Source organism: Pseudomonas sp. NDM (genome assembly GCF_003105095.1).
Taxonomy (GTDB): domain Bacteria; phylum Pseudomonadota; class Gammaproteobacteria; order Pseudomonadales; family Pseudomonadaceae; genus Aquipseudomonas; species Aquipseudomonas moraviensis_A.
The window spans coordinates 13,616-31,237 of sequence record NZ_QETJ01000051.1 but is presented as its reverse complement, the minus strand read 5'-3'; the positions used below and the strand labels follow the sequence as shown (position 1 = coordinate 31,237).

At 60.9% G+C, this 17,622-nt stretch carries 15 protein-coding genes and 1 pseudogene; 7 read left to right on the top strand and 9 right to left on the bottom strand.

Features of this window, described 5'->3' with window-relative positions; genetic code table 11:
• Positions 1-83: 83 nt before the first annotated feature.
• Together uraH and DCO47_RS13165 are read right to left on the bottom strand one after the other, a co-directional pair.
• Positions 84-494, bottom strand: a complete 411-nt coding sequence (gene uraH / locus DCO47_RS13170) for a hydroxyisourate hydrolase (protein ID WP_042610175.1) — start codon at positions 492-494, stop codon at positions 84-86.
• An 11-nt stretch (positions 495-505) separates the two neighbouring features.
• A complete protein-coding gene (locus DCO47_RS13165; RefSeq protein WP_065615337.1) occupies positions 506-991 on the bottom strand; it encodes a heme-binding protein in 486 nt (161 codons plus the stop codon).
• Between the two features lie 136 nt (positions 992-1,127).
• Here DCO47_RS13165 and DCO47_RS13160 point away from each other — a divergent pair, with 136 nt between their 5' ends.
• The 4 genes from DCO47_RS13160 to DCO47_RS13145 all read left to right on the top strand — a co-directional run bounded on the left by DCO47_RS13160 (position 1,128) and on the right by DCO47_RS13145 (position 4,762).
• Entirely contained in the window at positions 1,128-1,808 is a 681-nt protein-coding gene (locus DCO47_RS13160) for a heavy metal response regulator transcription factor (RefSeq protein ID WP_064361631.1), read from the top strand.
• Complete coding sequence (locus DCO47_RS13155; protein ID WP_116658236.1) at positions 1,798-3,186, top strand: heavy metal sensor histidine kinase; 1,389 nt, start codon at positions 1,798-1,800, stop codon at positions 3,184-3,186. The genes DCO47_RS13160 and DCO47_RS13155 overlap by 11 nt, the downstream gene beginning before the upstream one ends.
• Positions 3,187-3,297: 111 nt before the next feature.
• Positions 3,298-3,546 (top strand): helix-turn-helix domain-containing protein, encoded by a 249-nt coding sequence (locus tag DCO47_RS13150; RefSeq protein WP_042610179.1) that lies wholly within the window; start codon positions 3,298-3,300, stop codon positions 3,544-3,546.
• Complete coding sequence (locus tag DCO47_RS13145; protein WP_065615340.1) at positions 3,539-4,762, top strand: type II toxin-antitoxin system HipA family toxin; 1,224 nt, start codon at positions 3,539-3,541, stop codon at positions 4,760-4,762. The genes DCO47_RS13150 and DCO47_RS13145 overlap by 8 nt, the downstream gene beginning before the upstream one ends.
• Before the next feature lie 3 nt (positions 4,763-4,765).
• Here DCO47_RS13145 and DCO47_RS13140 read toward each other — a convergent pair whose 3' ends face one another.
• Complete coding sequence (locus DCO47_RS13140; protein WP_042610181.1) at positions 4,766-5,770, bottom strand: AraC family transcriptional regulator; 1,005 nt, start codon at positions 5,768-5,770, stop codon at positions 4,766-4,768.
• Positions 5,771-5,870: 100 nt separating this feature from the next.
• Between DCO47_RS13140 and DCO47_RS13135 the strand changes: the two genes are divergently transcribed.
• Complete coding sequence (locus DCO47_RS13135; RefSeq protein WP_116658235.1) at positions 5,871-6,941, top strand: fatty acid desaturase; 1,071 nt, start codon at positions 5,871-5,873, stop codon at positions 6,939-6,941.
• A 177-nt stretch (positions 6,942-7,118) separates the two neighbouring features.
• Here DCO47_RS13135 and DCO47_RS13130 read toward each other — a convergent pair whose 3' ends face one another.
• The 3 genes from DCO47_RS13130 to DCO47_RS13120 are packed head-to-tail and all read right to left on the bottom strand — an operon-like array spanning position 7,119 to position 11,154.
• Complete coding sequence (locus tag DCO47_RS13130; RefSeq protein WP_116658234.1) at positions 7,119-8,729, bottom strand: arylsulfatase; 1,611 nt, start codon at positions 8,727-8,729, stop codon at positions 7,119-7,121.
• Positions 8,730-8,743: 14 nt separating this feature from the next.
• Entirely contained in the window at positions 8,744-9,559 is an 816-nt protein-coding gene (locus DCO47_RS13125) for an ABC transporter ATP-binding protein (RefSeq protein WP_064361625.1), read from the bottom strand.
• On the bottom strand, positions 9,556-11,154 hold the full coding sequence (locus DCO47_RS13120) for an ABC transporter permease (RefSeq protein WP_116658233.1): 1,599 nt from the start codon (positions 11,152-11,154) through the stop codon (positions 9,556-9,558). Before DCO47_RS13120 ends, DCO47_RS13125 begins: the two co-directional genes overlap by 4 nt.
• Positions 11,155-11,535: 381 nt before the next feature.
• Here DCO47_RS13120 and DCO47_RS13115 point away from each other — a divergent pair, with 381 nt between their 5' ends.
• Complete coding sequence (locus DCO47_RS13115) at positions 11,536-12,549, top strand: ABC transporter substrate-binding protein (protein ID WP_042610186.1); 1,014 nt, start codon at positions 11,536-11,538, stop codon at positions 12,547-12,549.
• A 101-nt stretch (positions 12,550-12,650) separates the two neighbouring features.
• Here DCO47_RS13115 and DCO47_RS13110 read toward each other — a convergent pair whose 3' ends face one another.
• Positions 12,651-13,571: a LysR family transcriptional regulator gene (locus tag DCO47_RS13110; protein WP_116658232.1), complete on the bottom strand. Its 921-nt coding sequence runs from the start codon at positions 13,569-13,571 to the stop codon at positions 12,651-12,653.
• 182 nt (positions 13,572-13,753) lie between these two features.
• On the opposite strand from DCO47_RS13110, the gene DCO47_RS13105 reads away from it, so the two are divergent.
• Positions 13,754-14,662: a TauD/TfdA family dioxygenase gene (locus tag DCO47_RS13105; protein ID WP_083353959.1), complete on the top strand. Its 909-nt coding sequence runs from the start codon at positions 13,754-13,756 to the stop codon at positions 14,660-14,662.
• Between the two features lie 211 nt (positions 14,663-14,873).
• On the opposite strand, the pseudogene DCO47_RS13100 reads toward DCO47_RS13105, so the two are convergent.
• Positions 14,874-16,490, bottom strand: a pseudogene (locus tag DCO47_RS13100) (alkaline phosphatase family protein).
• A 178-nt stretch (positions 16,491-16,668) separates the two neighbouring features.
• Entirely contained in the window at positions 16,669-17,613 is a 945-nt protein-coding gene (locus tag DCO47_RS13095) for a LysR family transcriptional regulator (RefSeq protein ID WP_116658231.1), read from the bottom strand.
• Positions 17,614-17,622: the final 9 nt, after the last annotated feature.

The following is a 17,622-nucleotide window of genomic DNA, read 5'->3' as shown; positions in this document are numbered from 1 at the left end:
TAGCGGTATGTCAGTCACACATGAATCAACTGACAGATCGCTATCGCGAGCAGGCTCACTCCTACAGGGGATCTACGTTTGGATCAGGAACCGCGATAGGTCGAGAAACCGTACGGGCTCAGCAGCAGCGGGATGTGGTAGTGCTGATCGGTCTGCTTGACCTGGAAGATCACCGGAATTTCCGGGAAGAACGTTTCGTGCTTGATCTTCTGGTAGTACTCGCCGGTCTTGAACACCACGCGGTATTCACCGGCCTCGAATGGCTGTTTGGCCGGGAACAGTTCGGCGATCCGCCCTTGCTCATTGGTGGTGCCTTGGGCCAGTGGCTGCCAGTTTTCGCCGACGTGTTTTTCCAGGGTGACGTTGATGCCCGGTGATGGCAGGCCGTTTTCCAGGTTGAGCACGTGCACGCTCAGCGGGTTGCCGGCGGCCAGCGCCAGGCTGGAAACAGCGCTCAGGCCGAGGGCGGCGAGGGTCATGCGCAGGGTGGTCATGGTGGATCTCCTTAGTGGGAACGGGTGATGGTCAGGCCGGCTTTGTCGGCGGCGGCGAGGGCGCAGTTTTCGTCTTGCTCACCGCCGCCGGAACCGGCCACGCCCATGGCGCCGACCAGTTCGCTGCCGGCGAACAGCGGAATGCCGCCGCCCAGCAAGAGCAATTCGTCGAGGGTGTTGAGGTTGGCGGTTTCCGCGTTGCTGCGGGCGCGCTCGGCGAACAGCCGCGTCGGGGTCTTGGTCGACAGCGCGGTGTAGGCCTTGCGCTGACTGGCGGCGGTGTTATGCGGGCCGACGCCGTCACCACGCAGCGTCACCAACAGGTTGCCGCCACGGTCGAGCACCGACACTGTGCCGGTGCAGCTGCTCATCGCCTTGTCGGCCAGCCAGCGTGCGGTTTTCAGATCGAGGTCGGCGTGGCGCGGCAGTTCCGGTGTGGCGCTCGCGGCGCCGCTGAGGCCGAGGATCAGGCTGGCGACAAGGTACTTGACGGTCATGGGCAGGCTCCGAATGGGGATGTCTGCACCTTAACCGGCGCACTTCGTCAGAACCCCGTCAGGCGGATTACAAGTTTGTAATGGGCAACGACGCCGAACACGCCTAGCCTGTGTGCCTGAACAATCGAGGTGTGCCATGCGTTTGCTGGTCGTAGAAGATGAAGCCAAAACCGCCAATTTCCTCGCCAAGGGCCTGGGCGAGTCGGGTTTTGCCGTAGATGTGGCGCTCAATGGTCTCGACGGCCGCTATTTTATCGAGCAGCAGGCTTATGACCTGATCATCCTCGATGTGATGCTGCCCGGTCTCAACGGCTGGCAATTGCTCCAGCTGATCCGCCAGCGCGGCGCGACACCGGTGCTGTTTCTCACCGCCAAGGACGCCATCGAAGACCGCGTCCGTGGGCTGGAGCTGGGCGCCGATGATTACCTGCTCAAACCCTTCGCCTTCGCCGAATTGCTCGCGCGGGTGCGCACGCTGCTGCGACGCGGGCCGATGCGCGAAGCCGAGTCGTACAACATCGCTGATCTGGAGATCGACGTGTTGCGCCGCCGGGTCAGTCGCGGCGGCCAGCGCATTGCCCTGACCAACAAAGAGTTTGCCTTGCTGCAGTTGCTCGCCAGCCGCCAGGGCGAAGTGCTGTCGCGCACGCTGATCGCTTCGCAGGTGTGGAACCTGAATTTCGACAGCGACACCAACATGGTCGAAGTCGCAGTCCGACGCTTGCGCGCCAAGGTCGACGACCCGTACATGCCGAAACTTATCCACACCGTGCGTGGCGTCGGTTATCAGCTGGAAGCGCCGGACGATGTGGAGTAGATCGATCGCCTGGCGTCTGGCGCTGGCCTTCGCCGTGGTCTGCGCGCTGGTACTCAGCGCAATCGGCGTTTTTCTCTACCGCTCGCTGGCCTCCGAATTGGCTTTCCGTGACGACATGGCCTTGCTTGGACGCCTGGAACAAGTGCGTGCCTTGCTCGCTGACAGCGATAGTCTTGACGCTTTGCAGGCACGGCCACGGCTGTACCAGAACATGCTCGGCAATCTCGACAGCCTGCTGCTGGTGCGCCGCGCCGACGGCTCCAGCGTGATCGCGATCAACCCGCGTCAGCGCGAATTGCCAGCGCTCAATGCATTACCGCGAGAACAACTGCCGCAACGCCGCGACGTGCTCACCTGGCAGGCCAGCGACGGTGCCGAACTGGCATTGCTGTCCGGTCAGGCCCAAGGCCCCAACGGTGAAACCCTGACGGTGATCGCCGGCAAAGTGCTCAGCGAGCGCGAGCAGATGCTCGGCAGTTATCGCCTGCGCCTGTATCTGGCTGTCGGCCTCGGCGCATTGCTCGCCTTTGCGCTGGGCCTGTTGTTGCTGCGTCGGGGGCTGCAACCGTTGCATCAGTTGAGCGAAGCGGTGCGCAACATCGATCTGCGCAGCCTCGATCGACGCCTGCCTACCGAGGGCACGCCGACCGAATTGCGCGAGCCGGTGCACGCGCTCAACGCCATGCTGGCGCGGCTGGACGACAGTGTGCAGCGTCTGTCGCAGTTCTCTGCCGACCTCGCCCACGAAATCCGCACGCCGTTGCACACCTTGCTGGCCAGCAACGGCCAGGCTCTGAACCATCCGCGCAGCACGGCGGAATATCAGGACGTGCTGGCCTCGAACATGGAAGAGTTCGAACGGCTCAAGCGCATGGCCGAGAACCTGATGTTTCTCGCCCGAGCCGAACAGGCCGAACGCGCGCTCAACCTGCAAACACTGGACTTGCGCAGCGTCGGCGACGAGCTCTGCGATTACTTCGAAGCCCTGGCCGATGACCGCGACCTTCAACTGCAAAACCGCATGCACGGCGAATTGCCCGCCGACCAGCAACTGCTGCAACGCGCCCTCGGCAACCTGTTGGCCAACGCCGTGCGTCACGCCGACCCCGGCACCCTGATCAGCCTTCGCCGCCGCGATGAACCGGGTATGTGCTGGCTGCAAGTGCACAACCACGGCCCGATCATCCCGCCTGAGCATCTGGGCAAACTGTTCGACCGCTTTTATCGCGTCGACCCTTCGCGAGCCGAACCGGGCGATTCGGGCGGGTTGGGGCTGGCGATAGTGCAGTCGATCATGCAGTTGCATGGCGGGCAGGTGCGGGTGAGTAGTGATGTGGCGGGGACGGGGTTTGAGTTGGGGTTTGAGGGGCGGTGTTAAGACGTTAGCGATGGCTGACCATCTACGCTAAGCTCATTTAATTGCATTGTTTATGATGCAATTAAATTTTTTTGGTGGATTTGCATTGTAAACAATGCATTTGGGGCGGTGATGGAAAAAATTGGCGAGTTGATCAGAAGCTTGCGTAAGGCTGAAAAGCTGTCCCAGCAAGCTTTGGCGCAGCAATACGGCATGAGCCGCGCAACAATCTCGGGGATTGAAAACAACACAATCTCGGAAATCGGTCTGCGTAAAGTCGAAGCCATTCTTAACGGATTCGGCTACGAATTGGCCGCAATCCCCCGCGCCTCTCGACGGCCGACACTCGACACGCTGCGCAAGTTGAACTTCCATGGCTGAGGCATTGGACCGCTTGCAGGTCTGCGTCGGCGGCCATGAGGTTGGAAGATTGGGGCGCGGGCACGCAGATGTCGACAGCGTGTTCAGCTATCGGGACGATGCGATTGATGAAAATGCCGTTTCGCTGACCATGCCGACACGCCTGGAAAGTTATGGTTGTGAACGCGGCATTCATCCGATATTCGAGATGAATCTTCCTGAAGGTGCGTTGCGCGATGAGTTGGTCCGGCGTTTCAGCAAAGCCGTGCGCGGCTTCGATGACTTCGCTTTACTAAGTATCGTCGGCCCGCATCAACTCGGGCGTCTTTCGATCGCGAGCGCATCGACAACTGATCGTCCACCTGAAATCTCGCTCGCTGAGTTGTTGGTTCATGACGGTGCGCAAGGTTTGTTCGAGGATCTTTTGCAGACTTACGGGCAGTATTCCGGGGTTTCAGGCGTGCAGCCCAAAGTATTGGTGCGTGACAGTGCCGCTGCAATAGACCGACTGACGCACCGAGGCTCGACTCATCTGGTCAAAGCCTTCCGTGCCGAAGAGTATCCCGAGCTGGCAACCAACGAATATTTCTGCCTGCGCGCTGCGCAACTTTGTGGCCTCGACGTGCCGCATTTCGAACTCAGCGAGCATGGCAAATTTCTCGTCATCGAGCGTTTTGACTTGAGCGACACCGGATACCTCGGTTTCGAAGACTTTTGCGTGCTCAACGGCTGGCCGTCGAAGGCCAAATACGATGGCTCTTACGAAGGAGTCGCACGGCAAATCAAGGCGTTTGTTTCGCCCTCATTACTCAAGCACGCACTGGAAGCTTTCTTCAAGATTGTCGCTTTATCGGCGGCATTGAAAAACGGCGATGCCCACCTGAAAAACTTTGGCGTGCTCTATGAGGATTGTGGCGAGCGCGCATTGGTCAGGCTGGCTCCGGCGTACGACATCATCACCACGTCGGTGTACATCAAGAGCGATAGTATGGCACTGCTGTTGGGCGGTTCGAAGGCGTGGCCCAAGCATAAAATGCTTACCAGGTTTGGTCGTACGGCCTGCAATCTAAGTGAAGCGCGTTGCAACCAGTTACTGCAAATGGTCGCGCAGGGTGTACAGCAAGCGCTGGGCGAAATGGCGGAGTACAGCGCAAATCATCCTGCCTTCGCAGAGGTGGGCGCTGCAATGATCGAACAATGGTCGGCCGGTCTGGCGCGCAGCCTGCGCAACAGTTAAAACTCAGCGCAACTGATCCCGAAACTGCCCCGGCGTCATCCCCGTCCAGCGCTTGAACGCGCGGCTGAAGCTGCTGGTGTCGGCGAAGCCCAGCAGATAGCTGACTTCACTCAACGAACACTGTGGATCGCGCAGGTGCAACAGCGCGAGGTTTTCACGGCTTTCGTTGAGCAGGGTGTCGAAGCGACAGCCTTCGTCGGCAAGATGCCGTTGCAGGCTGCGCAGGCTCAGGTGCAAGGCCTGGGCGATGCGTTCGGCGCTCGGTTCGCCTTCGGGCAATTGTTCTTCAATGGCATCGCGCACTTTGCGTTCCCAGGTCAGCGGTTTGAGCTGGGCGAGGGTGCGTTTGAGTACGGCTTCGTTGTGTTCGGCCAGTTCCGGGTTGGCGTCATCGAGGTGGCTGTCGAAGTCGGAGAGGGCGAACTCCAGGCGGTCTTCGGCGGCGGAAAAATACACTGGCGCGCGGAGGACTTTGTGCCATTGCTGGGCGTCGTGCGGTTCCGGGCGGCGCAAATACACCGCCAGCGGTGCATAGTCACGGCCGAGACGATTGCGGCAGGTGCGCACGTAGATCGCCGCGAAGGCGTCGATGGCTTCGAAGGCCGGAGCCGGGTTGCCTGAGGGGATTTTCAGGCGGAATTGATAGCGGTCTTCGCGGCGGCTCAGTTCCAGCTCCAGCGCATCGCTGACCACCGGGTGATAACGCACGATGCGCTCGAACACCTCGCGCAAACTGCCGCTGGCCACCAGTGCATAACCGAGCGCGTGGAACGTGGTCGGGCTGACGAAGCGCGACACGCGCAAGCCCAGCGCCGGATCGCCGCTGGCCTCAACCGCGAGTGCCCACAAACGCGTGGTGCCGGACAGCGGATAACGCGCGTTAGGGTCGTCCATCAGCGTCGGGTCGAGCCCGGCCTGCTGGCACAGGGCGAGGCTGTCCAGACCCAGCGCGTCGAGTTGTTTGCGCAGGGCACGGGTCCAGCTGGCGAGGGAGGTCGGTTCCTTCATGCTGATTGGCGCGTCCGGTCAACAGGTTGGCGTTCTTGGCTAGCGCGGTTCAAGCCCCGGCGAGGCACGATGCACACATCTTAGACCGGAGGATGGAAGCATGGACGGTACTTCTGCAAGCCCTGAACGACTGAATGCGGCGCAGCGCTCGGCGCGTATTCGCCAGGTGGTGCTGGCCAAAGGTGTGGAGTTGCGTGAGCGCTACCCGATTCTCCAGCATCAGGATGCTCTGGGCGTGGGGATTCTGGCGTTCGCGCTGGCCGGGATGATTGGATCAGCGGCGCTGTACATCACCGGCCATATGGCCTGGTGGGTGTGCCTGCTGCTCAATGGGTTTTTCGCCTCGCTGACCCATGAGCTTGAGCACGACCTGATCCACAGCATGTATTTCCGCAAGCAGCGCGTGCCGCACAACCTGATGATGGGCCTGGTCTGGCTGGCGCGGCCGAGCACGATCAACCCGTGGATCCGCCGTCATCTGCACCTCAACCACCACAAGGTGTCCGGCACCGAAGCCGACATGGAAGAGCGTGCGATCACCAACGGCGAGCCGTGGGGTTTTGCGCGCCTGTTGATGGTGGGCGACAACCTCATGTCGGCGTTCATCCGCCTGCTGCGGGCCAAAACCTGGGCGCACAAGCTGAGCATCGGCAAACGCGTGCTCAAGGTTTACGCACCGCTGGCGCTGCTGCATTGGGGCGCGTGGTATGTGTTTCTCGGCTTTCATGCGGCCAACGGCATCGCATCCCTGCTGGGCTCGCCAATCGAGTGGTCGGCCACCACGCTTTCGGTAATGCAGGTGATCGATATCGCCGCCGTGGTGATCATCGGCCCGAACGTGCTGCGCACTTTTTGCCTGCATTTCATCAGCTCGAACATGCATTACTACGGCGACGTCGAACCGGGCAACGTGCTGCAGCAATGTCAGGTGCTGAACCCGTGGTGGCTGTGGCCGTTGCAGGCGTTCTGCTTCAACTTCGGCAGCAGTCACGGGATTCATCATTTCGTGGTGAAGGAGCCGTTTTACATTCGCCAGATGACGGTGCCGGTGGCGCATAAGGTAATGCGCGAGATGGGCGTGCGTTTCAATGATTTCGGCACGTTTGGCCGGGCGAACCGGTTTGTGCGCAGGGACGAAGAGGTGGTGTCCGGGGAAGTGGTGGAGGCCTGACAGATGCCCCTCACCCTAGCCCTCTCCCGGGGGGAGAGGGGACTGATCGAGGTGTTTAGGCTTGATACATCGACCTGAAATTCCGTGCCGAACTCGGGTTTGAAAAGCATGAAGATCTGCTCCCTTTCCCCCTCTCCCTCTGGGAGAGGGCTGGGGTGAGGGGCTCTTGATCTTGCTTCAATCCGGCTGAAACGGCGAAGCACTGAGGATCACCCCGGTCTCCTCGACATACCGCTGCCAATGCCCGATCAGGTCAGTGAGTTTCTGCGGCTGACTCAATGCCAGGTCATGAATCTCCCCCGGATCGCTCGCCAGATCATAGAGCTGCCAGGTCGCCGGCCCCACCGGCCCGGGGATCCACACCGCTTTCCACGACCCTTGGCGAATTGCCCGGCGTCCGAACAATTCCCACCCCGTCACGGTGTGTTCGTCATGCACCTGCGTGGTCTCGCCGGACAAAAAGCCCAGCCACGATTTACCGCGCAGTGGCGCCACGGCTTTGCCTTTCCACTGTTTGCCCGGATGCCGCACGCCAGCCAGATCGAGGATGGTCGGGGTGATGTCCATCACCGTGCCGAAACCATGGCTGATCTGCCCTTTGAGCGGCAGTTGCGGATAGTGCAGCAGCGCCGGCACGCGGATCCCGCCCTCGGTGGTAAACGCTTTGAACAACCGCGACGGCGCGGTCGCCACCTGTGCCCAGTTCGGCCCGTACCAGACATAGGAATTGGCCCGGCCGATGTTGTCGAGGCTGTTGTCGTAATGCTGGTTCAGGTAGGTCATCAGCTCCGGTCCGAACTTGGGGAACGCTTCCAGCAGCGCGCCTTCTGCACCGTTATCGGACATGAACAGGATGAAGGTGTTATCGAGTTGGCCCTGCTGGCGCAAATAATCGACCACACGGCCGATGTTCCAGTCCATGCGCTCGACCATCGCCGCGTAGACCTCCATGGCACGTGCGGAAATCTGCTTTTGCTCATCGCTCAAAGCGTCCCACTGGGCGCTGAGCTGAATCAGCGGATGCGGCTCGACGTCTGCCTCGATCAGGCCCAGCGCCTTGAGTTTTTCCAGGCGTTCGAGGCGCAGCACTTCCGGGCCGGCATCATAGCGGCCACGGTATTTCTCAACGATCTCGGCGGGCGCCTGCAGCGGCCAGTGCGGTGCGGAGAACGGCAGATAGGCGAAAAACGGCCGGGTCTGATCGCGTTCCTTGAGGTACTGCAGCAACTTGTCGCCGAAGGCGTCGGAGGAATAGAAATCATTCGGCAACTCGTCCAGAAACTGATCGTCTTCGATGTACAGCGCCGGGGTGGATTTCAGCAGCCCGGGCGTTTGGTCATCGTAGGTCGGCTCGAACCCATAGTGGTTGGCGGCGCCCGGCAACAGCGAAAATGATCGCTCGAAGCCGCGCGCATGGGGCGCCAGTTCGGCCTTCAGACCCAGATGCCATTTGCCGCTCATCAAGGTCTGATACCCGGCCTCGCGCAGCAGCTCGGGCAAGGCGACGACGCGGTCATTGAGGTAGCCCTCATAGCCGGGTTTGCCGATCAGTTCCGGAGTCAACGCTTCGGCCATGGTGCCGATGCCGGCGATGTGGTGATCGGTGCCGGTCAGCAGCATCGAACGCGTCGGCGAGCAGGTCGGGGCAGTGTGAAAATCAGTCAGGCGCAGGCCGTTGTCGGCCAGTGCATCGAGGTTCGGCGTAGCGATTTCGCCGCCGAACGCACCGATATCGGAAAAGCCCAGATCGTCGGCCAGAATCACCAGAAAGTTGGGACGTTGCGGCATCGCGAAACTCCTGTTCAGCAGGCAATGAACGTCAGCGGCAGATCGCGGATCTGCACCGGTGCGCTCGGTTGGTAGTGGTCATCACTGGTCAATTCGTGCAGCAGTTCTTCGCGCAACTGATGGAAGTCGTAACCGCTGCGCTGGCGCGGGTGCGGCAAGGCGATGTCGACTACTTGCTTGATCCGCCCCGGACGCGGCTCCATCACCACCACGCGGTCGGCGAGAAAGATTGCTTCCTCGACATCGTGGGTCACCAGAATCGTGGTGATCCTTGCCCGTTCGCGGATCGCCAACAGCTCGTCCTGCATTTGCTGACGGGTCAGCGCATCGAGGGCACCGAAAGGTTCGTCGAGCAGCAGGATTCGCGGGCTGGCGACGAGGCCGCGGGCAATCGCCACGCGCTGCGCCATGCCGCCAGAAAGCTGATGCGGATAGGCCTCGGTGAAATCGCTGAGGCCGACCAGCTCGATGAAATCCTTGATGCGCTGTTGTTTCTGCGCCCCGCTCAGCGGTTCGTTGACCAGGCCCAGGCCGATGTTGTCGGCGACCGTCAGCCATGGGAACAGGCGATGTTCCTGAAAGACGATGCCGCGCTCGCCGCCGATGCCGCTGACGGCTTTGCCGTCGACGCTGATCTGGCCGCGAAACTCGGTGTCGAGGCCGACCAGTAAACGCAGCAGGGTGGATTTGCCACAGCCGCTGGAACCGACAATGGCGACAAATTCGCCCTCGGCGATGTCCAGGTTGAATTCACGGATCGCCTCCAGTTCGAAACCGTTGACGGCGAAGGATTTGCCTACGTGGTTGAAGCTGACAATCGGTGCGTTCATGCGTGTCTCCAGCGGGTCGCGCGAATTTCCAGGCGTTGGCCGATCAGGTTGAGCAGGGCGCCAGTAAGGCCGACCAGCAGCATGCCGGCCATGATCAGGTCCATGCGCAGCAGCTGTTGCGCGCCGATCATCTGGCTGCCGATGCCGCCATTGGACGGCATGAAATATTCGGCGCCGATGGTGCCGAGCCAGGCGTAGATCAGGCTCAGTCGCAGCCCGGCGAAAATGACTGGCGCAGCGCCCGGCAGCACCAGTCGGCGCAGCCGCTGGCCGAGGTTCAGGCGCAGCACTTGCGCGGCTTCGTTGAGTTGCGGCGACAGGTTGGCGACGCTGCGCTGGGTGGCGATGAACAGCGGGAAAAACGCGGCGAGGGCAACGAACACCCACTTGGCCAGTTCGCCGAGGCCGAACCATGCAGTGAGCAGTGGCACCCAGGCGAAAATCGCGATCTGCCGCAGTGCGGCGAATGTCGGGCCGAGCAGGCGTTCACTGAGACGCGACAGGCCGAGCAGCAAGCCCAGGGCGAAACCGAGTCCGCCACCGATCAGCAAACCGCCGAGGGTGCGGCTCAGGCTCAGCGCCATGCCGTTGACCAGCGTGCCGTCGAGCAGTCCGTCCCATGCCGTGCTCAGCACAGCCGCAGGGCTGACGAGAATGCTCGCGTCGACCCACTGTTGATCATTGGCCAGTTGCCACAGCGCCAGCAACCCCAGCGGCAGCAGCCACGGTTGCAGGCGTTGCCAGCCTTGATAGCGTGGGCCGCGAGTGATGTGTGCGGTGGCCGGGTGTGGCCAGTGCACCAGTTTGCGGTCGAGCAGACCGATGCCGCGATCCATGGCCACGCCGATCAGACCGATGATCACGATGCACACGAACACGATGTCGAGCATGAACAGCTGCCGCGCCCAGACCATCAGATAGCCGATGCCTTCACTGGAGGCCAGCAGCTCGACGGCCAGCAACGAGGTCCAGCCGGCGGCGAGTGCCAGGCGCACACCGGCCATGAATGCCGGCAGGGCCGCTGGGAGCACCAGACGCCGAATCAGCAGAAGTGGCGGCAAGCGCAACACGGCGGCGGCTTCGCGCAGTTTCGGTTGCGCATCGCGCACGCCGACCAGCGTGTGCAGGGTAACCGGCACGACGATGGCTTTGATCAGCACCACCAGTTTCAGCACTTCGCCGATGCCGAAAAACACCATGAACAGCGGAATCCATGCCAGCGTCGGCACCTGTGCAAGTCCGGCGAAAGTCGGGAAGATCAGTCGCTCCAGACGTCGGCTGAAACCCAGTGCGGCGCCGAGCACCGCACCGGCCGAAACGCCTGCCAGCAAGCCCCAGAACAACCGTTGCAGGCTGATCCACAAATGGCTCCACAACTCGCCTTGCGCCAGTTCCACGGCACTGCTCCACACCAGCGACGGTGCCGGCAGGATCTGCTCGCTCATCCACTGGTTGCGCGCGGCCAGCCACCACAGGACGAACAGGCTGACAGGCAGGAGCCATGGCAACAGACGTTGATCCAGACTGGGCCAGGAGCGGCGGCTTTTCAGTGGCGGCGCGGCCAGCGGCAGGCTGAGCAGGGATTGACGGGCCATGGGTGACCTCCGTTGTCGGGTTGCATCAAGATCGGGTCAAGACCAGAAGATCGCAGCCTTCGGTAGCTCCTGCATGGATCGCATTCCCCTGTAGGAGCTGCCGAAGGCTGCGATCTTTAGCGGTATTAGCCACACTAAAATAGTTATAAGCCAACGATAAAAATATCAATTTGGAGATAAGCGAAGCCATTTAAGGCTTACAGCCCGTACGCATCCAATGCATTCGAAGAATATTTTCGATGCTGTTGATGCATATCGGGCTGCAAGCCGCATTCGCCCTCGCTTAGCTCATATAGGTATAAAAATGTGCATTTATAGTATTTAAGTGAAGGTGGGCATTCAGCCTACTTTCGGCTCCTCAGCGATCAAGGAGCCGCATCCATGAACCTTCCGTTCAAACGTCTCATCAGTCTGTTGGCCGCCCCGGCGCTTGCAGGCTTTCTCACGCTCAGCGCCCAGGCCGAGGAGCTCAAGGAAATCCGCATCGCCGTGCCCGATCTCAGTGCCGGTACGCAGCACAGCGGTGGTGGCGTAGTCGATGTGCTGCGCGATCAACAGATCTTCGAAAAGGCTTTCGCCGAGCAGGGCATCAAGATTCAGTGGAGTTTCTTCAAGGGCGCCGGGCCGGTGATCAATGAGGCATTTGCCAACGGTCAGGTCGATCTGGCCTATCTCGGCGATCTCGCCGCGATCATCGGCAAGTCCAATGGTCTGGACACGCGCCTGCTCAGCGCCACGGCGCGTGGGGTCAAGCAATACCTCGGCGTGGTGCCCGGCTCGGGGATCAAGACCCTGCAGGATCTCAAGGGCAAGCGCGTGGCGATCTTCCGCGGTACGGCGACGCAGCTGTCGTTCGATGCGGCGCTGGCCAGTCAGGGGCTGAGCGAGAAGGACGTGAAGGTCATCAATCTGGATTTCAACGCCGCGGTCTCGGCACTCGCGGCCAGGCAGATCGATGCATCGTGGGGCAGCTCCGCCCTGAGTGCCTTGCAAGCCAAAGGCCTGGCGGAATTGCCGCTGAACACCAAGGACCTTGGCGGCGCTGGCAGCGTGCAGGCGGTCCTGCTCGGCAACGGCAAGTTTGTCGACGCACATCCTGAAGTCATCGCGAAACTGCTCAAGGCGCAGCAGCAGGCGGTCGAGTGGCTGACTCAGGACAGCAACAAGGACGCCTATGTGCAACTGGTATCGGGGCTGGCGAGTTATCCGCCGGTGATCCTTACTCAGGATCTGAAAGATCAGAATCTGAGCGAAATTTTCCCATCGACCCTGGATCCGGTGTTTCTCAGTGGCCTGCAGGACAAGGTCGACCTGGCGGCGCAGCAGAGGCTGATCCGCAAGCCGTTCAAGGTCAGTGATTGGGTGGCGCCTGAGCTCTCAGCGGCCAAGCTTTAGATCTCCAGCGTCTTCGCTGACCTCTTCGCGAGCAGGCTCGCTCCCACATTTGGATATGTGCACAGTTCCAGTGTGGGAGCGAGCCTGCTCGCGAAGGGGGTTCAGACGGCGACGCTGACGTCCTGCCGATCCACCGCCACCAACGTTTCGATCATCGCCCTGGCCGCTGGCGACAGCCGAAACCCGGTACGGCTGACGATGCCGCAGCGCGCGTTCATGCTCTCCAGGTTCTGCGGCAGGTTGCGCCAGTGCAGCAGTACCAGCGCCCCCTTGGCGACATCTTCGACAAACGCCTCCTCCGTGCCGACACCGATTGCATTGGATTGCAGCACCACTTTCACCAGCGCCGGGAAATGTTCGGTCTCGATGGTCGGCGAGAAATCGATGCGTCCGCTGAGGTTCGCCAGCAGCTTGCGAATACCCGGCGGAATCAGCGTGGCGGCCAGCGGGTAGTCGAACATGTCGTTGGTCGACAGACTTTCCTTGGCCAGCAACGGATGTCCCGGGCGGCAGAAAAATACGCCGCGCTTGGGTGTCAGCGGTTGGGTCTGGAAATTCGGATCGGACTCGAAATGGCGAATGTCGGCGATGAAGAATTCGATCTCTTCGCGGCTCAGCGCACGGCTGAGCTTTTCCCAGTTATCCACCTGAAAACAGGTGCGCACTTTCGGGTGCGCATTGATGAATTGCGCCACCGCGTCCGGCACCAGTTTAACCGCCGGCGCCGGGCCGCAGCCGAAGTGCACTTCGCCGGCGTCGAGCTTGGTCATCTGCGTCACTTCAGCGCTGAGCAATGCCGCCCCCTGCACCAGGCTCAGGGCGTGTTGCAGCACTACCTGGCCCTCCGGGGTCGGACGCAGATCCTTGTTGCCGCGATCCACCAGCACGCAGCCGAACTCTTGCTCCAGCCCCTGAATGCTGCGGCTGAACGCCGGTTGAGTGATGCCCATGGCGTCTGCCGCGCGGACAAAACTGCGGTGTTCGATGAGGGCGATGAAGTAGCGCAACTGGCGAAGATCCATATGCTTTTCCGGCATCCTAAAAATAGCTCGAAGGCATTTGCGACGAGGGTTGCTTGAGGTTTTAAATGCAAGCTCTTATTCCGTCAACGAAGCATGTGAATATCTATTAGATGTAAATGGAATATAGATAGAGCGTTGTTTCGCTGCCGGAAAAATCGCAAACCGTCGATGAGGGTCGTCCCATGAGCAATGCCGCACTCGCCGTAAAACCCGTTTCTCACGCGTTGGAAATTCACCCCGTAGCCGGGCGTATCGGTGCGGAAATCCGCGGCGTGCACCTGTCCGGGGAGCTGGATGCCGCCACCGTCGAAGCAATCCAGCAGGCGCTGGTTGACTACAAAGTGCTGTTTTTCCGCGAACAGACTCAGCTCGACGATCAGCGTCAGGAAGCCTTCGCTCATCTGCTCGGCGAGCCGGTAGCGCACCCCACCGTGCCGGTACGCGAGGGCACTCGATATCTGCTTGAGCTGGACGGCGCCGAAGGTCAGCGCGCCAATTCCTGGCACACCGACGTGACGTTCGTCGACGCCTACCCGAAGGCCTCGATCCTGCGCTCGGTGGTCGCCCCGGCATACGGCGGCGATACGCTGTGGGCCAACACCGCAACGGCATACAGCGGCTTGCCGATCGAGCTGCGTGAACTGGCCGACAAGCTCACCGCCGTGCACAGCAATGAGTACGACTATGCCGGGGCGAAGCCGGACGTCTCTGCGGAAAAACTGGAGCGCTATCGCAAAGTCTTCACCTCGACCGTTTACGAGACCGAGCATCCGGTGGTGCGAGTGCATCCGATCAGCGGCGAAAAGAGCCTGCTGCTGGGGCATTTCGTCAAACGCATCAAAGGCTATTCGCAGGCAGATTCGGCGCACCTGTTCGGCTTGTTGCAAAGCCATGTGATCCGCCAGGAAAACACCGTGCGCTGGCGCTGGCAGGCAGGTGATGTGGCGATCTGGGACAACCGCTCGACGCAGCATTACGCGATTGATGATTACGGCACCCAGGATCGCGTGGTGCGTCGAGTGACGCTCAAGGGCGAGGTGCCGGTGGGGGTGAATGGGCAGCGCAGCCAGACCATCAAAGGGCGTGACTGAAGATCAAAAGCCCCTCATCGGAACGCCGCCCGCCCAGCCCTCTCCCGGAGGGAGAGGGAGCCGACCGAGTTGTCTTGCGTTGTACGTCGACCTGAAAGACCGAGCCGATTATTGATTCGGTACATGACTTTCATGTCGATGCAGCTTCTGAATATCCCCCAATCAGTCCCCTCTCCCTTTGGGAGAGGGTTAGGGTGAGGGGCTCTTGATGCTACCAAACCCCAATCTGAACCACCTTCTCGCTTTCCGGCTCTCCATAACGAAACCGCTGCCCGCGCAAGTCGATCTCCTGATGGCTGATGGTCGTACGCCGCTTCAGGCCGCGCACCCACTCAAACAGCTACCCCGCATGCTCCTCGCGCACCGCCGCGTACGCCGGGTCATCCCCCAGATCACGCAGTTCCTGCGGGTCATTCAACAGATCAAACAGCTGCGCTCGAAAGCCGTCGTACGCCAGGTATTTCCAGCGCTCGCTGCGCACCATGGTCATGCGGCAACGGTCGATCGGTTGGTCCAGTCGTTCCCGCGCCGGTGCCTGAAAGGCGTAGTCGTACTCGCTGATCGCATAGCGGCGCCAATCGGGATTTTCTCCGTGCAGCAGCGGGATCAGTGAGCGCCCTTCGAGCCGGTGTTCCGCATCCGGTAATCCCAGCGCTTGAAGAAACGTCGGCAACCCATCGATGGTTTCCGCCAAGCGATCATCGACAGTGCCACGGGTGACATCCGCCGCCGGCCGAGGGTCACGCACGATCAGTGGCACGCCCACCGCCTGCTCGAGCAGAAACTCCTTCTCGCCCAGCCAATGATCGCCAAGGAAGTCGCCGTGATCGCTGGTGAACACGATCAACGTGTCATCCCAGCGCCCGTTGCTCTGCAGAAAATCGAACAGCCGCCCCAACTGATCGTCCACCTGCTTGATCAAGCCCATGTAGGTGGGGATTACATTCAATCGTACTGAATCGCGGGAAAAGTTGAGGCTTTCCTCATGTTGACGAAAGGCAGCATATACGGGGTGTTTGCTGGCTTCAGAGGGCGATGCGCGGACCGGTTCGAGAATCGATTTCGTACTGTACAAGGCGTGGTATGGCGCCGGTACGATGTATGGCCAGTGGGGTTTGATGTACGAGAGGTGTAAACACCAGGATTTCTCGCCTTGCTCAGCGATGAAGTCGATGGCGCGATTGGTAGTGTAGACAGTCTCGGAGTGTTGCTCGGGAATTCGTGCTGGCAAATTCGCATGACGCATTTTCCAGCCACTGAGGATTTCACCGTTCTCGCCTTCGGCGGCGTTCGCCCAGTCGTGCCAGGGATTGCGGCCGTCGAAGCCGTGTTCGCGCAGATAGTGGGTGTAGGGCGCGGATTCGCGCTTGTCGTCGAATAAAGGATCGTCGGGGTAGATGCCGTCGTGGCGCAGGTACGGTTCGAAGCCGACCTCATTGAGCAACTCGGCCTGCGCGCTTTGCGGATTGATCGCCAGGCGCTGCAAGGCATCGACATTGGCCGTGGCGTGGGTCTTGCCGACCAGTGCAGTGCGAATGCCGTGAGGCCGCAGGTAATCGCCGATCGTCAGTTCATCAAGCGGCAATGGCACCGCATTCCATGCCACTTGATGACTGCTGACATAGCGCCCGGTATAGGCCGACATCCGCGACGGGCCGCAGATCGTGCCCTGGGTGTAGGCACGGCTGAAACGCACGCCTTCGGCGGCAAGGCGATCAATGTTCGGTGTGTGCAGATGTGGGTGGCCGTAGCAGGACAGGTAATCGCGGCGCAGTTGATCGCACATGATGTACAGCACGTTGCGCACGGGGTTGGGCGGGGTGGGCATGGGGTTCACCGGTCAGTGGGACAGGTGAGGGTTTTCGCCGTCGGTGGGGGTGTTCGGCAAGTGCATTTGGGGAATGGGGTTTATGCAGGGATTGCATCAGCCTCTTCGCGAGCAGGCTCGCTCGCACATTTGAAATGCGTAATTCCTGTGGGAGCGAGCCTGCTCGCGAAGGGGCAGCTCAGACAGCAAAATTCTCCAGCGAACACACCTCATCATCCACCGCATCAATCGCCTTGATCTGCTCGATCATCGCTTCGGCCAACGGTGACAACCGATACCCGGCGCGGCTGACAATCCCATAGCGGGTATACAGCTCCTCCAGATCATCGGCGAGACCTTCGATCTTCAGACAGACCAGCTCACCCTTGGCCAGATGCAGCGCATCGGAGTACGCCCCGACAATGCCGATCGCCTCCGATCGCAGCACCACGCTCAACAGACTCGAGCCGTTTTCGCATTCCACATTCGGGGTGAAATCCGGGCGACCGCTGAGGTCGACGATGACCTTGCGCAGGTTCGGCGGGCGGATGCTGACCGCAAGTGGATAACTCAGCAACTCCTCGGCGGTGATGCGTTCAAACGCCGTCAATGGATGCCCGGCGCGGCAGCAGAAATGCCATTTGCGCGCGCGCAAGCGGTGGGTCTGGTAATCCGGATCTGCCTCGAACTGCCGGGTGTCGGCGACGAAGAATTCGAACTCTTCGCTGAGCAGGCGTTTGCTCAGGCTTTGCCAGTCATCGACCTGAAACTGCACCCGTGCTTTCGGGTAGCGACCGATGAAGGCGCCAATCGCGCGCGGGATCAATCCGGCCGCCGGCGCCGGCCCGCAACCAAAGCGCAATTCTCCTGCTTCGAGGCCGTTGAACTGGCTGATCTCGTTGGCCATCTGCTGCGCACCGCTGACCAGCCGCCGCGCATGTTCGAGCAGGACCTGGCCTTGTTTGGTCGGCGGCAATTCCTTGCGCCCACGGTCGACCAACTGGCAGCCGACGCTGTGCTCCAGCGCCTGAATGCTGCGGCTGAATGCCGACTGCGACAGGTTCACTGCCTGCGCGCCAGCGACGAAGCTGCGTTGTTCAGCGAGGGCAATGAAGTGACGAAGTTGGCGCAAGTCGATATGCATTTTTCACAT

Excerpts from the sequence above, each read along its gene's own strand:
- DCO47_RS13095 (WP_116658231.1), bottom strand. The coding sequence starts at position 17,613 with ATGCATATCGACTTGCGCCAACTTCGTCACTTCATTGCCCTCGCTGAA.
- DCO47_RS13155 (WP_116658236.1), top strand. The coding sequence starts at position 1,798 with ATGTGGAGTAGATCGATCGCCTGGCGTCTGGCGCTGGCCTTCGCCGTG.
- DCO47_RS13125 (WP_064361625.1), bottom strand. The coding sequence starts at position 9,559 with ATGAACGCACCGATTGTCAGCTTCAACCACGTAGGCAAATCCTTCGCC.
- DCO47_RS13120 (WP_116658233.1), bottom strand. The coding sequence starts at position 11,154 with ATGGCCCGTCAATCCCTGCTCAGCCTGCCGCTGGCCGCGCCGCCACTG.
- DCO47_RS13105 (WP_083353959.1), top strand. The coding sequence starts at position 13,754 with ATGAGCAATGCCGCACTCGCCGTAAAACCCGTTTCTCACGCGTTGGAA.
- DCO47_RS13160 (WP_064361631.1), top strand. The coding sequence starts at position 1,128 with ATGCGTTTGCTGGTCGTAGAAGATGAAGCCAAAACCGCCAATTTCCTC.
- DCO47_RS13130 (WP_116658234.1), bottom strand. The coding sequence starts at position 8,729 with ATGCCGCAACGTCCCAACTTTCTGGTGATTCTGGCCGACGATCTGGGC.
- DCO47_RS13140 (WP_042610181.1), bottom strand. The coding sequence starts at position 5,770 with ATGAAGGAACCGACCTCCCTCGCCAGCTGGACCCGTGCCCTGCGCAAA.
- DCO47_RS13110 (WP_116658232.1), bottom strand. The coding sequence starts at position 13,571 with ATGGATCTTCGCCAGTTGCGCTACTTCATCGCCCTCATCGAACACCGC.
- DCO47_RS13135 (WP_116658235.1), top strand. The coding sequence starts at position 5,871 with ATGGACGGTACTTCTGCAAGCCCTGAACGACTGAATGCGGCGCAGCGC.
- DCO47_RS13145 (WP_065615340.1), top strand. The coding sequence starts at position 3,539 with ATGGCTGAGGCATTGGACCGCTTGCAGGTCTGCGTCGGCGGCCATGAG.
- DCO47_RS13150 (WP_042610179.1), top strand. The coding sequence starts at position 3,298 with ATGGAAAAAATTGGCGAGTTGATCAGAAGCTTGCGTAAGGCTGAAAAG.
- DCO47_RS13115 (WP_042610186.1), top strand. The coding sequence starts at position 11,536 with ATGAACCTTCCGTTCAAACGTCTCATCAGTCTGTTGGCCGCCCCGGCG.
- uraH (WP_042610175.1), bottom strand. The coding sequence starts at position 494 with ATGACCACCCTGCGCATGACCCTCGCCGCCCTCGGCCTGAGCGCTGTT.
- DCO47_RS13165 (WP_065615337.1), bottom strand. The coding sequence starts at position 991 with ATGACCGTCAAGTACCTTGTCGCCAGCCTGATCCTCGGCCTCAGCGGC.